Origin of the sequence: Arthrobacter sp. ISL-69 (assembly GCF_018613775.1) — a bacterium.
Classification (GTDB): domain Bacteria; phylum Actinomycetota; class Actinomycetes; order Actinomycetales; family Micrococcaceae; genus Arthrobacter.
Genome location: NZ_JAGGPO010000019.1, coordinates 54,571 through 67,752, shown reverse-complemented (window position 1 = coordinate 67,752; position 13,182 = coordinate 54,571). Strand labels below are relative to the sequence as shown.

Sequence of the window (13,182 nt, the reverse complement as noted above, 5' to 3'; positions counted from 1 at the left end):
CCTGAGGGCCCTGGCCATACTTGGCCGGCTCCCTGGCCGACGCGGAGCGAGGTCAGGGAGCCGGTGGGGCCTTACTTGGCAGGTTCCAGTGAGGTCAGGACCAGCACCGTGGTGGGTGCCCGGACCGAGAGGGTGGCGTACGGGTTTTCTTCCGTGGGCCAGCCGGTGAAGCGCGTGTTGTTGTAGGCGCCCCACTCCGGACCGGCGAACAGCGGGATGGCGGGGGCAACGGCGCTGTACTCCTCCTGGAGCTTGTCCGCAATCTCGTGCTGCTTGTCCTGGTCGGCGGCGGCCGCGAATTCGGTCAGGAGGGCGTCGGCCTTGGCGTCGCCGAAGCGGTGGTAGTTCTTGAACGTCTTCTCCCCCACCGGCTTGACCGTGGCGGTGCCCATCATGCCCGCGAAGTACTTGTACGGGCTGGGATCGTTGGCGCTCCAGACGATGCCGGAATCGAAGTCACCGGTCTCATAGCCTGCAACCACGGCTGCCCAGTCCGGGGAATCAACCTTGGCCGTGACGCCCACCTCGGCGAGGTTCTGTGCGATCACGTTGGCCACGGAGAGCCAGTCGGAGGACGCGGCGCCCACGGAGATCTTGAACTCGAAGGGCTTGCCGTCCTTCAGCGTGCGCTTGCCGTCCGCGCCCTTGGCGTAGCCGGCCTTGTCCAGGAGCTTGTTGGCTTCGTCAACGTTGAGCTTCGTCCAGTCGCAGTCGTCCTGGACGTCCTTGTTCTTCCAGGTTTCGTAGTTTCCGGACAGTCCGGTGCAGTCCGCCGGCTGGGTGTAGCCGCTCATGCCGATCTTGGTGACCTGCTCACGGTCCACGGCCATGGAGAGGGCCTTGCGAACGTCCGTGTCGTTGAACGGGGCCTTGGTGGTGTTGAGCTGCCAGTTGATCATTGAACCCGTGGGCGGGAACCAGTACTTGCGGTGGTCCGGGTCCTTGGAAATGAAGGTCTTCTCGATGTTGGGCATGTACTGCGGGGCCCAGTCCACGTCGCCGTTCGCGGCGGCGAGGTTGGCGCCGTCGTTCCCGGCGAAGGCGAGCATCTTAATGCCGGCGATCTTCTGCTTTTCCGGCTGCCAGTAGTTGGGGTTCTTCTTGAGCACAAACGACTGGGCCTGGAAGGTGTCCACTTCGGTGTACGGGCCGGTGCCCACGGGCTTTTCGTTGGCGTCCTTCTCGGGGTCCGCAATCTTGGACCAGACGTGGTCCGGCAGGATGCTCAGCTGGCCGAGGTCGAACAGCGCCGGGGACCAGGCGGTCTTGAAGCTGAACTTGACCTGGTTGGTGCCTTCGGCCGTGACCGTGTCCAGGTAGTCGTAACCGCCCTTGATCTTCTTCTGCAGCGCGAACGTGGTGACCACGTCGGCCGGGACCAGGGGCTGGCCGTCGGACCACTTCACGCCGTCGCGGAGGGTGAAGATGATGGACTTGCCGTCCTCGGCTGCCTTCCATTCGCTGGCCAGCCACGGGGTGGTTTCACCCTTGGCCGGGTTGTAGACCAGCAGAGATTCGTAGATGGCCTGTTGGGTCATGGGGGCCACGGTGGGGGCGAACGGGTTGAAGTTCCGGACGAACGTGCCCATGTCCTCGCGGGGAATGGTCAGGAGCGCGCTTTGGGCCGAGGCGTCAGCCTTCGCGGAGCCGGAGTTGCCCGCATTGGCGGAGCACCCGGTGAGCACCAGGGCACCCATGGCCAGGCCGGCCGCCGCAATGCGGGCAGACCTCAGGAATCGTGCTTGTGTCATGATGGATATCTCTTTCCTCGTCTTCGCTGTCGAAGGTGAAGGTGTGGTTGGGGTTGCTGTTCAGTAGTTGATTTGCCGTCAGACTGAATAGCGTTCTAGCAGCGGACAGTCGACCATTTGCTGATGTGCAGTGATCGGCTGTCCTGCTGTAAGGCTTGCGAGTGTCTGGACACCCAGCGCACCCATCTCCTCGAAGGGCAACGCAACCGTGGTCAGTTTCGGCCTGAGGTAGGCCGCAATGAGTTCCTGGTTGTCGAAGCCGATCACGGCGATGTCTTGGGGGATGGCGAGCCCGCGCTCCTTGATGGCGTCGTAGGCGCCCATGGCCATCCGGTCGTTGAGGCAGAACAGCGCGGTTGGCCTGCCTGCCCCGGCGGGATATTTGTCAAGAATTTGGCAGGCTGCCTCGTAGCCGCCGTCCGCCGTCGCGTATCCCGGGACTACAAGATCAGGATCGAGTTCCAGCCCTGCCCCGGCGAGTGCTTCGCGGCAACCGTCCAAGCGCCCGACGGCGGCGGGGATGTTCGGATCCAGGTTGATGACACCGATCCTGGAGTGGCCTGCCTGGAGCAAACGCTCGACGGCGACGCGGCCACCGGCACGCTCGTCCGGGACAATCGAGGGCAGCTTCCCGTCCGCGTCGAAGCAGTTGATGAGGACTGTGGGCACCTCGTTGGCGCTTTTCGGAACATGCACGGCCCGGTGGAAGGTGGCCGCATACAGAAGTCCTTCCACCCTCTGCTCCAGCAGCATTTCAAATGCTGCATCCTCCATGCCCTGGTTGGGTCCTACGGCATCCGCCTGGTCTGAAGGGGCGATGAGCAGGAACCGGCGGGAGAGCCAGGCTTGGTCCTGCGCGCCCTTGATGATGTCGACGGCGAACGGTGCCGTGACGATCTCTGTGACGATGCCGTACCAGTCGCTCCGTTGGGAAGCCAGCGCCCTGGCGCCGGCATTGGGCCGGTAACCGAGCCTGTGGACCGCTTCGAGGATGCGCTGCTTGGTGTCTTGCGAAATGCTGGCGTTTTCCCGGTTGCTGAGGACGAACGACACGGCGGTGCGGGACACTCCGGCGGCTTTGGCAACGTCCGCCATGGTGGCGCCGCGGTTGCCGGGGGCCGACGGAGTCGCCTCCGCCGCAGTGGGTGTGCTGTTCGCCATTGAATGCTCCGGGTATCTTGCCAACACTGGCCGCCGTGGCCAGTTGAATCTTCTTTAGTAACGCGCGTTACTTCGAGCGTGTGATTTAGGTTACGCGCGTTACTAGGATCCTGTCAACGACTAATTTTCGAAGGCGGTTCTGCGGCTTCCCATAAGGATTCCGGGGCCCCGCATCTACGCGATACAGCGCAGTGCCGGGCGGAAGGGGCGCCGAGCCGACGCGGGCGGTCGGGCGGTCGGGCGGTCGGGCGGTCGAGGCTGGCTTGGCCGCAAAGTCCCCTCAAAACGGTCCACTCCCCCGCAGACGGCTGGGGGAAAAGACCAGCTGAGGCGGAATACTGCTCGGCACCTCGCGTGGCCCTGCTGCGCCTCAGAGGCAGGGCGGCTGGTTAAAGAAGAAAAGCACCAGTTCCGAAGAACTGGTGCTTCCCAGTGGTGGCTCCGACCGGCGTCGATCCGGTGACCTTTCGATTTTCAGTCGAACGCTCTACCAACTGAGCTACAGAGCCTAGGTGACGTGTCACCTTGACGGCCGGAATTTCTTCTGGCAATCAGAGCGACCCTGACGGGACTTGAACCCGCGACCTCCGCCGTGACAGGGCGGCGCGCTAACCAACTGCGCTACAGGGCCTTGCTTGTTTACTGCTTGTACTGCGCGTTTCTTGCTTCCTGCAGTATCGCTACTGCAATTTTTCAAGGCCTTTAGCCTACCAGACTTTTCGGTCCGGTTTGACCACTTCCTTGCGTACCCCCAACGGGATTCGAACCCGTGCCGCCGCCGTGAAAGGGCGGTGTCCTAGGCCGCTAGACGATGGGGGCCTGAACTCAATCCGGCTCATTCAGGGCAAAAATAAAGGGCCGAAGCCTTTCGTTTTTGTCCTTTCGAGTTGCTCCGAACTGGACCTCTAAAACTATAGAGCCTACTTCCGGAATATCCAAAATCGGCCTCTCACAGGTGCAGGATTCGGCGCCTGTCGGGTGCAAGATGGACTGATGGACGCCGTTGATGCCCTCAATGAGATCGCCTTCTGGCTAGAACGCGAGCTGGCCCCCACGTTCAAGATCCAGGCGTTCCGAAAGGCGGCCAGGATCATCGGGGCCCTGGACCCGGACGAGGTGTCAGCCCGGGCACGCAACGGCCGGCTGAAGAGCATGAAGGGCATCGGGGACAGAACCTTTGAAGTCATCCGGCAGGCGGTCGACGGCGGCGTCCCCGACTATCTCGAGGGCCTGCGGCAGCGCGGGCAGCAGCCACTGGCAAAAGGCGGCGCCGAACTGCGCTCCGCCCTCCGCGGGGACCTGCACAGCCACAGCGACTGGTCCGACGGCGGGTCCCCGATCGAGCTCATGGCTGACGCCGCCCGGACGCTGGGCCGGGACTACCTCGCCCTGACGGACCACTCACCCAACCTCAAGATCGCCAACGGACTGAGCGCCGAACGCCTGACGGAGCAGCTGGACGTTGTTGCGGGGATCAACCACGTCGACGGCAGCGGCTTCCGCCTGCTGGCCGGCATCGAGGTGGACATCCTGGAGGGCGGCACCCTGGACCAGTCGCCGGACATGCTGGACCGGCTGGACATCGTGGTGGCGAGCGTCCACTCGAAACTCCGTTCCGACCGGCGCACCATGACCGACAGGATGCTCGGCGCCATCAATGATCCGCACATGAATGTCCTTGGCCACTGCACCGGGCGCCTGCTGCAGGGGTCGAGGGGAACCCGGCCCCAGTCCGAGTTCGACGCCAAGCGGGTATTCGCCGCGTGTGCCGAGCAGGATGTCGCCGTCGAAATCAATTCCCGTCCCGAGCGGCAGGACCCCCCGGACGAGCTGATCCAACTGGCCCTCGACGCCGGCTGCCTCTTCAGCATCGACAGTGACGCCCATGCGCCGGGACAGCTGGATTTCCTGCAGTACGGCGCCGAGCGCGCGTCCTCGAACGGGGTGCCCGCCGAGCGGATCGTCACCACCTGGCCGCTGGACCGGCTGCTGGAGTGGGCCGGCCGCGGAAAGTAGTGGCCCGTCCGGCCAGCACGCCGGCGGCCCACCCCCACGGGCGGCCTACCTTGTACTGCGACTGGCGCGGGGCGACCCAGGGCCCTCTGGGCGCCATGGCGTGAGCCTGGGCAGCCAGCGCGGGACGTTGCGGCGGTACTCGTCGTATTCCGCACCGAACTTCCGGGTCAGCACCGGTTCCTCGTACAGCCGGACGAACCCGACCACCGGGACGGCACCGATGGCCAGTGCCAGAAAGAGCTTCGGCTGCCCAAGCAACAGCCCTTGCCCGGCGACGGCCGCTGCTATGGACACGTACATCGGATTCCGCACGTACCGGTAGAGCCCACCTACCACCAGATGCTTGGGAGGGGCAAAAGGCGCGGGAGTCCCGAGGCCCTCCACCGCGAAATGCACGAAGGAGTTCGCAATCACCGCCGCGCCCGCTCCGATCAACAGTGCGCCGGTGATCTGCGCAGGCACACCCCCGGGGACAGGCGCCGCCACTTCCCAGCGGGTCAGGAGCCACGGAACCACGCCGGCCACTGTTGCCGGGGCAACGGCGAAGGCCGCCGTGCCGATGGCTGCCCGCCTTCTGTCGCGGGCCGAAGCTGCAGATGCTGCCATACCAGCAATCGTGAACCCGCCCCCTTGGGCGGGCAAGTGCCGACCGGCCCTGTCCTTCCGGCGGGACGGGGGCGGGCGGTACTCAGGCGACCAGCGAGATGGCCATCGTCACCATGACGGCTGCGATGACGGCATCGAGGACGCGCCACGCGCTCCGGCGCCGAAAAACCGGGGCCAGGAATCGTGCGCCGACACCCAGGGCCGTGAACCAGGCGATGCTCGCCAGCCCCGCCCCGGCAGCAAACCACCAGCGGCCGTCCGGGCCGTGCGTGCTGGCCAGTGACCCGAGCAGCAGCACCGTGTCCAGGTACACATGCGGGTTCAGCCACGTAAAGGCCAGGCCGGTCCCCAGGACAGCGACCCAGCTGACGGCCTGCCCTGTCACGACCTTTCCGAGCGCCTGCCCGCGGATGGCCCGCCAGGCGGCGAAGGCACCATAAGCCGCCAGGAAAGCAGCCCCGGCCCAGCGCACCGCCTCGAGCGCCGCCGGAGCCTGTTCAATCACGACGCCGATGCCCGCCACACCCAACAGGATCAGCACCAGGTCCGAGACGGCGCAGACGGCGATGACCAGGGCGACATGCGAGCGCTGGAGGCCCTGGCGGAGGACGAAGGCGTTCTGGGCACCGATGGCCACGATGAGGGACAGTCCGCTGGCCAGGCCTGAGAGCAAAGGAAGGATCACCCTCCCAACGGTAGGAGGATCGTCATCATGAAACCAGTTAAACATTCTGCTCACAGATAAGATGAGCTAATGATAGACATTCATCCGGACCAGGCCCGGACGCTGGCGGCCATCGTCACCCAGGGCAGCTTCGATGCCGCGGCCAGCCATCTGTCGGTTACCGCCTCCGCCGTCAGCCAGCGCATCCGCGCCCTCGAAGTTGCCGTCGGCCGCCCTGTCCTGCGGAGGACACGTCCGATTGAACTCACCGAGTCCGGCCAGGCAGTGGTGCGGTTCGCCCGGCAGCTCGAAATGCTGTCCGCCGACCTCGCCGATGAACTGCAGCCCGGCAACCCCCATCCGGACACCCGCCTGACCCTCGTGATCAACAGCGACTCACTGCACACCTGGGCGCTGGCCGGGCTGGCTGCGGTGGCCGGCACGGTCCAGCTGGAAATCCTGCGCGAGGACCAGGATTATTCGCTGGAGCTCCTCCGCAGCGGGGCAGCGGCAGCGGCCATCACGGCCGCCGCCAAACCGGCTCCGGGCTGCACCGCCCGGCGGCTCGGCGTCATGCGCTACCTGCCGGTCTGCACGCCGGCCTTCGCGGAAACCTGGTTCGACGGCGGCGCGACGGCGGGTGCCTTTGCGAAGGCACCGGTCGTCATCTTCGACCGCAAGGACGACCTGCAGGACCGCTACCTGCGGCGGTTCAGCCGCAAGCCCCTTCAGCCGCCGCGCCACTATGTGCCTGCAGCCCACGAGTTCGGCGAGGCGATCCGGCTGGGCATGGGATGGGGCCTGCTTCCCGAGATTGAACTCGGCGACGACCTCGACCAGCGAACACTGCAGACCCTGGCCGCCAAGTCCTTCGTCGACGTCCCGCTGCACTGGCAGCAGTGGCGTTACGGATCGGCCGTGCTGGACGGTGTGGCGGCAGCTATCCAGGACGCGGCCCGCGTGCTGAGGTGAGATGCGGTGCCCCGGCCCCGGCCGGTCCCCTTGGGTGGCGGCCGGAGCGCGGCCGGATCCCAACGGCACCCGAATGACAGCTTAGTAAAAGTGATTGACAAATTACGGTGACATCTGTTGAGTGGACCTCGCGTGCACGCCGTCGGCGAAACGACATTGCAGTCGGCGATCCGGACGGCCGTGCGGGAACAGGCCCAACACACGGGGAGCAGCCATGGCCGGACGCACTTCAAACCTTTCGCGGCGGACCCTTCTCACGGGAGCCCTGGCGGCGCCTGTGGCAGGAAGCATCGCCCTCGCCGGGGCATCGGTCGCAGCAAGTTCCCACGGGCCGGCTGCGGCCAGTGTGTTCGTTCAACGGAGGGACTGGCTGACGCAGAGGGTGGAGCGGCTCGAGCGGGAGTTCTCCGCGAGAGTTGGTCTGTTTGTGGCAGACGGACTCACCGGCGCGGAGTTCGGACACAGGGCCGACGAGCGGTTCGCCTTGTGCTCCACGTTCAAGGTCTACGCCGCGGCAGCTGTGCTGGAACGGGCCCGGGACGGACTGACGGACCTCAACCGGGGCATCCGCATCGATCCCGCCGGCGTGGTGGTGAATTCACCCGAATGCGCCGACTTTGCCGGGAGCACCCTGCCGCTGAAATGGTTTTGCAAAGTGGCGCTGACACACAGCGACAACACGGCGGGAAACCAGTTGCTGGAGAAACTGGGAGGACCGGCTGCGATCGGCGCCTACGCCCGTTCGCTTGGCGACACCGAAACACGGCTTGACCGCTGGGAGCCCGAGCTCAACAACGCCGAGCGCGGTGATCCGCGGGACACTTCCACTCCGCGGGCACTCGCGCAGGGGTACCGGAAACTGCTGCTGGGCGACACCCTCAGCCCGGAAACGCGGACCCGGCTGACAGGCTGGATGCTGGCGAACGTCACGTCGGGAACGCGGATCCGGGCGGGCCTGCCAGGCGGCTGGACATCCGCGGACAAGACCGGCGCCGGGCTGTTCGGCACCGTGAACGACGTCGGCATCATCCGGAATCCCGCCGGCGAACCGCTGGTTCTCGCCATCCTCACTGACTCCGCCGCCGGCGTGGCCGACACACCGGGGAGCAACGAACTGGTCGCGGCCGTGACCCGCGCGGTGACCAGCGGAAAGTGACCCGCGGATTTGACCGGCGAAGAGTGACCTGCCGCAAGCGCCCGGCTGTCAGCGGGGAAACTTTGGCAGGATCTCGACTAGACGTGACCGATTTCCGCCAGCCGCAAGGATGCGGCGAGGGCTAGATTGGCAGCATGGCTACCACCGCCGCACCCGGCCCCACTCCGTCCGCAGGCCCCCACGAGGGGTCCCCGCACGCTGCCCCCGCACCCGCCCCGCAACCCGCGCCAGCCACGCCCGGACGGGGGCCGGTCAACAAACTCGGAGTGGCCGCCGTCGCCGTCACGGTGGTCCTGTGGGCCTCCGCCTTCGTGGGCATCCGCGCGGTGGGCCCAAGCTTCTCCCCCGGCTCCCTGACCCTGGGGCGGCTGGCGATTGCCGCCGTCGTCCTCGGTGCGGTGGTGCTGCCCAAGCTGCGGCACCTGCCGCAAGGGCGTGAGTGGTGGCCCATCCTCGCGTACGGCGTGATGTGGTTCGGCGGCTACAACGTGGCCCTCAACGCCGCCGAGCACATGCTGGACGCCGGCACCGCCGCCCTGCTGATCAACGTCAACCCCATCCTGATCGCCGTGATGGCCGGGGTGATCCTCAAAGAGGGATTCCCGCGCTGGCTGATCATCGGCAGCCTGATAGCGTTCGCGGGCGTGGCTGTCATTGCGCTGGGTTCCGGCCAACGGTCGACGGCGGACGTGCTGGGCGTGCTGCTTTGCCTCCTGGCCGCCGTGCTCGCCGCCGTCAGCGTCATCGTCCAGAAGCCGGTGTTGAGGAAGTTCCCCGCGGCACAGGCCACCTGGTTCGGCATCATGATCGGCGCCGTCTGCTGCCTGCCGTTCAGCGGCCAGCTGGTGGGCGAACTGCAGCAGGCCCCGCTGCCGGCCACCCTTGGGCTTGTCTACCTGGGGATCTTCCCGACGGCGATTGCGTTCACCACGTGGGCGTACGCGCTGTCCCTCATCGATGCCGGAAAACTGGCCGCCACCACGTATCTGGTCCCCGGCACCACCATCCTCATCTCCTGGCTGGTGCTCGGCGAAGTGCCCACCGTGTGGGGCCTGGTGGGCGGCGTGATCTGCCTGGTGGGAGTGGGGCTGACCCGGCGAAAGTCCCGCTAGAGTCTTGGTATGCCCGCCAACCTGCCGCCAGGTCTCCCCATCGTCCCGGACGGCGCCGACAACGACGCGCCATTCCCCATGACCGAGGAAGACTTCGAGTCGGCCGTCAGCGACGCCCTGGAGCGCATCCCGCCGGACGTGGCGCAGGCCATGGACAACGTTGCCGTGTTCATCGAGGACGATTACGTCCCGCAGCCCGGCGAGGACCCGGACACCGTGCTGCTGGGCCTCTACGAGGGTGTCCCGCTGACCGAGCGGGATGCCTGGTGGGGCGCGGGCTCGCTCCCGGACCGCATCACCATCTACCGCCAGCCGATCCTGGACATCTGCTCGTCACGGGAAGAGGTCATCCAGGAGGTGGCCATTACCGTGACGCATGAGATTGCGCACCACTTCGGCATCAGCGACGAACGGCTGCACGACCTCGGCTGGGACTAGCTAGCCTTGTAGGCATGGGACACGACCACAGCCACTCACACGGCATCTCTGCCACTGGCACGGGCACTGCCAAGCACCGGAAACGCCTGATCGCCGTCCTTAGCATCACCCTGGCTGTGGTCCTGGTCCAGATCCTCGGCGCCGCGATCTCCGGATCCCTGGCGCTGCTGGCCGATGCCGGCCACATGCTGTCCGACGCCGCCGGTGTGTTCATCGCACTGCTGGCCGCCTGGATCGCCACCCGGCCCGCGAGCGACCTGCGGACCTACGGGTACCAGCGCGCCGAGGTCCTCGCCGCGCTCGCCAACGCGCTGGTGCTGATCGTGATCTCCGTGGTGATCTTCACTGAAGCCGTGCGGCGGATCGGTTCGGCACCCGAAGTGCAGACCGACGTGATGCTGTACGCCGCCGTCCTGGGCGCCATTGCCAACCTGGTGTCGCTGCTGATCCTGCGCGGCGCCCAGAAGGAAAGCCTGAACGTGCGTGGCGCCTACCTCGAGGTCCTCGGGGACCTGCTGGGTTCGTTCGCCGTTATCGCGGCGGCCGTGGTGATCATGGTGACCGGGTTCCAGGCGGCGGACACCATTGCCTCCATGGTCATCGCCGTGATGATCCTCCCCCGGGCGTGGCACCTGCTTCGCGATGTGGTGGACGTGCTCTTGGAGGCCACGCCCAAGGGCGTCGAAGTCCAGATGGTCCGCGAACACATCCTATCCGTGGACGGGGTGGTGTCCGTGCACGACATCCACATCTGGACCATCACCTCCGGTGTGCCGGTCTTCTCCGCCCACGTGGTGGTGGAGGACGCCGTGCTGAGTGCCCGCGGCGCCGACCAGGTGCTGGACAAGCTAGCCACCGGCCTGGGCTCCCACTTCGACACCGAGCACTGCACGTTCCAGCTGGAGCCCGAGAGCCACTCCGAGCACGAGTCCCACCAGCACGCCTGAGCGGCACTAGGGAATCCACGGCTGTTCGTCCAGGTCCCTCAGATGCTGTGCCGTTGCTACGGAGAACTCGTCGAGGATGGTTAGGTGCGTGTCGAGTCCTACCGGCCGTTCGCTGGGACGGCCCAGCAGGTAGCCCTGTCCGGCGATGACAGGCTGGTGCCTTGCAGCGGCAACGCCGCGTTGCAGCAGCGAGTTGAGCATCCCGGGTTCTTCGATTCCCTCGGCTATGATCCATCCTCCGGCCTGCTGGACGAAGGTGACGGCGGCTGCCAACGTGGCCACCGCCGAGGGATCGGTGTCGAGGCGGGAGATAACGTCCCCATCAATTTTGATGATGTCGAACCGGACCAGCCTGAGGGAATGCAGGCCCGCGTTGCTCTTGCCCATGTCATCCAGGGCCAGCCGGAGGCCCCGGTCCTGGGCATGCCTGAGCGTGCGGATCGAGTCAGGATGGTTCAGCCCGGCCTGCTCCGTGACCTCCAGGACGACGTCTTCGGGCTCCAGTCCCGCTCCGGCCAGCTCGGCGACCAGACGGTCAAGATCGAAGCCTGGCAATCCGTCCGGGTGCACGTTCAGGAACAGCAGCCCCTCCCAGTGCTGGCTGCCGACGGCCGCCAGCACCGCTGACCGCGCCCGGGCGTCCAGCGCCGCGGCAATGCCGAGGCGTTCGGCAAGTTCGAACGCCTCCTGCGGTCCGTTGATCCTTGAACCTGCCGGCAGGCGCAACAGGGCCTCGTGGGCGAGCACCACGCCACGGCGCAGGTCCCAGATGGGCTGGAACGCCACGTTGAGCGGCTTATTGCTTGAGATCAGGGACGTGAGCTCGTCGATTTTCTCGGCGCTGACAACGTGGCCCTCGGCCATGGATTTGAACGAGACGCTTTGACGCCGGCCCAGGCGCTTCGCCTCGTAGAGCGCCGCGTCGCTGCGCTCCCACAGTTCGGTCAGAGTCAGCGACTCCCCTGCGCTTGAGGCGATGCCCGCGCTGAACGTCACGCCCGGGAACCGCCTGGCAAGGGCCGCACGGACCCGGTCGAGTGCTTCGGTTGCCCGGCCCTCGTCGCTGCCGGGCAGGATGACTGCGAACTCGTCGCCGCCGAGGCGGAACGGAGTGTCGGTCGCCGGAAGTACCTGGAAGGAGTCGGCGAGGGCCTGCAGGACACGGTCGCCGTGGCTGTGCCCCAGCCGGTCGTTGATCTGTTTGAATCCATCAATGTCGAGCAGAACCAGGGTGGTGGTGGCTAACCTTGTATCCGCCAGCGTCGCCTCAAGTGACGGCTGGAACGGCCGGCGCCCCGCCAGCCCGGTCAGCGGGTCCCCGTCAGCCTGCTGCTGCGTTCGCATCTGGTGGCGCTGCAGGGAGCGTCCCCCGAAGACATACGACAACGGTATGGCGACGAGGATCGCAGTGAACAGCCCCAGGATCTTGTGCGGCCCAAGGTCCCCGATCAATTCCGTGATGATGTCCGCGTCCTGGTCAATCTCCAGTATCAGGGTTCCTTCCGGCGCGGACACAGGCACCAGGAACTCGTACCGGGTGATGCCCTTACCCCCGATTTCGGCTTCGGTTTCCACTGTGGTTTCGCCGGTGGACAGCACCTCGGCAAAACGGGAGGCGTCAGTATGGTCGGACGCGCCGCCGTCCTCGCCGCCACGTACGATCAGCGTCCCCGCCGCGTCAAACAAGCCAACATACACCGTGCCTTGGCTGTGCTGCAGATGGCGGACCTCCGCCGCAACCCCCTGGTCACGTTCCAGCGGGTCCGTCTCGTCTGAGAGGACCTGCTCCAGCCTTCCAGCCAGTGCCTCGTAGTTCCGCCGGGAATCCTCCAGTCCGCGGTCGATGATGTGCTGGCGGGCGACGCCGTACTCAATAAAACCTGCAACCAGCATCGCGGCCGACACCGCGAACACCCAGCGAACCATGAAGGACAGCCCTTCAGCATTGAAGCCGCGGCGCCTTCCAAGCCGTGCGGACCTTCGGCGTCCGGGCCTTCGGGACGGTCCACTGTCAGGTCCGCCATCCGCCCATAAGTGGTGCCCACGATTTTCCACAACGCCCCCGTCGCAAGGAAGAACGGATTACCCTGCGCGAGCAGGGAGCCGATTAGGGGCCACGATAGTGCAACAGGCCTGTTGTCCGACAGGGAATCACCCGATGCGCCGGTTTTACCGACACGCCGGAATCAATGTGACGAAATCACATCATTGTTGTTTATGTTATTGATGTGACCAGTGTTGCCAAAGTTGTTGCTGGCACGTAGCCTCGGGTGTGCTGGGTCTCCGCAGCGGGGCATTTACTTGTGAAATTCACGCGTGAAATATTCAAACTCCTCGCTCATTCCAGCCCTGACTGCTG

At 65.9% G+C, this 13,182-nt stretch carries 11 protein-coding genes and 3 tRNA genes; 6 read left to right on the top strand and 8 right to left on the bottom strand.

The features are described from left to right. Positions 1–71: 71 nt before the first annotated feature. The 5 genes from J7I79_RS14960 to J7I79_RS14940 form a co-directional block, all read right to left on the bottom strand. The gene (locus tag J7I79_RS14960) at positions 72–1,751 is read right to left on the bottom strand and encodes an ABC transporter substrate-binding protein (RefSeq protein ID WP_214954439.1); all 1,680 of its coding nucleotides are present in this window, start codon (positions 1,749–1,751) and stop codon (positions 72–74) included. Positions 1,752–1,829: 78 nt separating this feature from the next. Next, positions 1,830–2,912: a LacI family DNA-binding transcriptional regulator gene (locus J7I79_RS14955; RefSeq protein WP_214954437.1), complete on the bottom strand. Its 1,083-nt coding sequence runs from the start codon at positions 2,910–2,912 to the stop codon at positions 1,830–1,832. Positions 2,913–3,345: 433 nt separating this feature from the next. Beyond that, positions 3,346–3,421 (bottom strand) — tRNA-Phe (locus J7I79_RS14950). Between the two features lie 48 nt (positions 3,422–3,469). Continuing rightward, positions 3,470–3,543 (bottom strand) — tRNA-Asp (locus J7I79_RS14945). A gap of 115 nt (positions 3,544–3,658) precedes the next feature. Beyond that, positions 3,659–3,731, bottom strand: a tRNA-Glu gene (locus J7I79_RS14940). A 174-nt stretch (positions 3,732–3,905) separates the two neighbouring features. Between J7I79_RS14940 and J7I79_RS14935 the strand changes: the two genes are divergently transcribed. Next, entirely contained in the window at positions 3,906–4,928 is a 1,023-nt protein-coding gene (locus J7I79_RS14935; protein ID WP_214954435.1) for a PHP domain-containing protein, read from the top strand. A 45-nt stretch (positions 4,929–4,973) separates the two neighbouring features. Here J7I79_RS14935 and J7I79_RS14930 read toward each other — a convergent pair whose 3' ends face one another. Together J7I79_RS14930 and J7I79_RS14925 are read right to left on the bottom strand one after the other, a co-directional pair. Then, complete coding sequence (locus J7I79_RS14930; RefSeq protein WP_214954433.1) at positions 4,974–5,534, bottom strand: isoprenylcysteine carboxylmethyltransferase family protein; 561 nt, start codon at positions 5,532–5,534, stop codon at positions 4,974–4,976. 82 nt (positions 5,535–5,616) lie between these two features. Next, positions 5,617–6,219: a LysE/ArgO family amino acid transporter gene (locus tag J7I79_RS14925; RefSeq protein ID WP_311380588.1), complete on the bottom strand. Its 603-nt coding sequence runs from the start codon at positions 6,217–6,219 to the stop codon at positions 5,617–5,619. Between the two features lie 69 nt (positions 6,220–6,288). On the opposite strand from J7I79_RS14925, the gene J7I79_RS14920 reads away from it, so the two are divergent. The 5 genes from J7I79_RS14920 (at position 6,289) to J7I79_RS14900 (ending at position 10,823) form a co-directional block, all read left to right on the top strand. After that, a complete protein-coding gene (locus J7I79_RS14920; RefSeq protein ID WP_214954431.1) occupies positions 6,289–7,170 on the top strand; it encodes an ArgP/LysG family DNA-binding transcriptional regulator in 882 nt (293 codons plus the stop codon). A gap of 214 nt (positions 7,171–7,384) precedes the next feature. Continuing rightward, entirely contained in the window at positions 7,385–8,326 is a 942-nt protein-coding gene (bla, locus tag J7I79_RS14915) for a class A beta-lactamase (protein ID WP_214954429.1), read from the top strand. Between the two features lie 134 nt (positions 8,327–8,460). Continuing rightward, complete coding sequence (locus J7I79_RS14910) at positions 8,461–9,438, top strand: DMT family transporter (protein ID WP_214954427.1); 978 nt, start codon at positions 8,461–8,463, stop codon at positions 9,436–9,438. A gap of 9 nt (positions 9,439–9,447) precedes the next feature. Beyond that, complete coding sequence (locus J7I79_RS14905) at positions 9,448–9,876, top strand: metallopeptidase family protein (protein ID WP_214954425.1); 429 nt, start codon at positions 9,448–9,450, stop codon at positions 9,874–9,876. A gap of 14 nt (positions 9,877–9,890) precedes the next feature. Continuing rightward, complete coding sequence (locus J7I79_RS14900) at positions 9,891–10,823, top strand: cation diffusion facilitator family transporter (RefSeq protein ID WP_214954423.1); 933 nt, start codon at positions 9,891–9,893, stop codon at positions 10,821–10,823. Positions 10,824–10,829: 6 nt separating this feature from the next. On the opposite strand, the gene J7I79_RS14895 is transcribed toward J7I79_RS14900, so the two are convergent. After that, a complete protein-coding gene (locus J7I79_RS14895) occupies positions 10,830–12,749 on the bottom strand; it encodes a diguanylate cyclase (protein WP_214954421.1) in 1,920 nt (639 codons plus the stop codon). Positions 12,750–13,182 lie beyond the last annotated feature (433 nt).

Coding starts and splice junctions, on each gene's coding strand:
- J7I79_RS14960 (WP_214954439.1), bottom strand. CDS start 1,751: ATGACACAAGCACGATTCCTGAGGTCTGCCCGCATTGCGGCGGCCGGC.
- J7I79_RS14955 (WP_214954437.1), bottom strand. CDS start 2,912: ATGGCGAACAGCACACCCACTGCGGCGGAGGCGACTCCGTCGGCCCCC.
- J7I79_RS14935 (WP_214954435.1), top strand. CDS start 3,906: ATGGACGCCGTTGATGCCCTCAATGAGATCGCCTTCTGGCTAGAACGC.
- J7I79_RS14930 (WP_214954433.1), bottom strand. CDS start 5,534: ATGGCAGCATCTGCAGCTTCGGCCCGCGACAGAAGGCGGGCAGCCATC.
- J7I79_RS14920 (WP_214954431.1), top strand. CDS start 6,289: ATGATAGACATTCATCCGGACCAGGCCCGGACGCTGGCGGCCATCGTC.
- bla (WP_214954429.1), top strand. CDS start 7,385: ATGGCCGGACGCACTTCAAACCTTTCGCGGCGGACCCTTCTCACGGGA.
- J7I79_RS14910 (WP_214954427.1), top strand. CDS start 8,461: ATGGCTACCACCGCCGCACCCGGCCCCACTCCGTCCGCAGGCCCCCAC.
- J7I79_RS14905 (WP_214954425.1), top strand. CDS start 9,448: ATGCCCGCCAACCTGCCGCCAGGTCTCCCCATCGTCCCGGACGGCGCC.
- J7I79_RS14900 (WP_214954423.1), top strand. CDS start 9,891: ATGGGACACGACCACAGCCACTCACACGGCATCTCTGCCACTGGCACG.
- J7I79_RS14895 (WP_214954421.1), bottom strand. CDS start 12,749: ATGGTTCGCTGGGTGTTCGCGGTGTCGGCCGCGATGCTGGTTGCAGGT.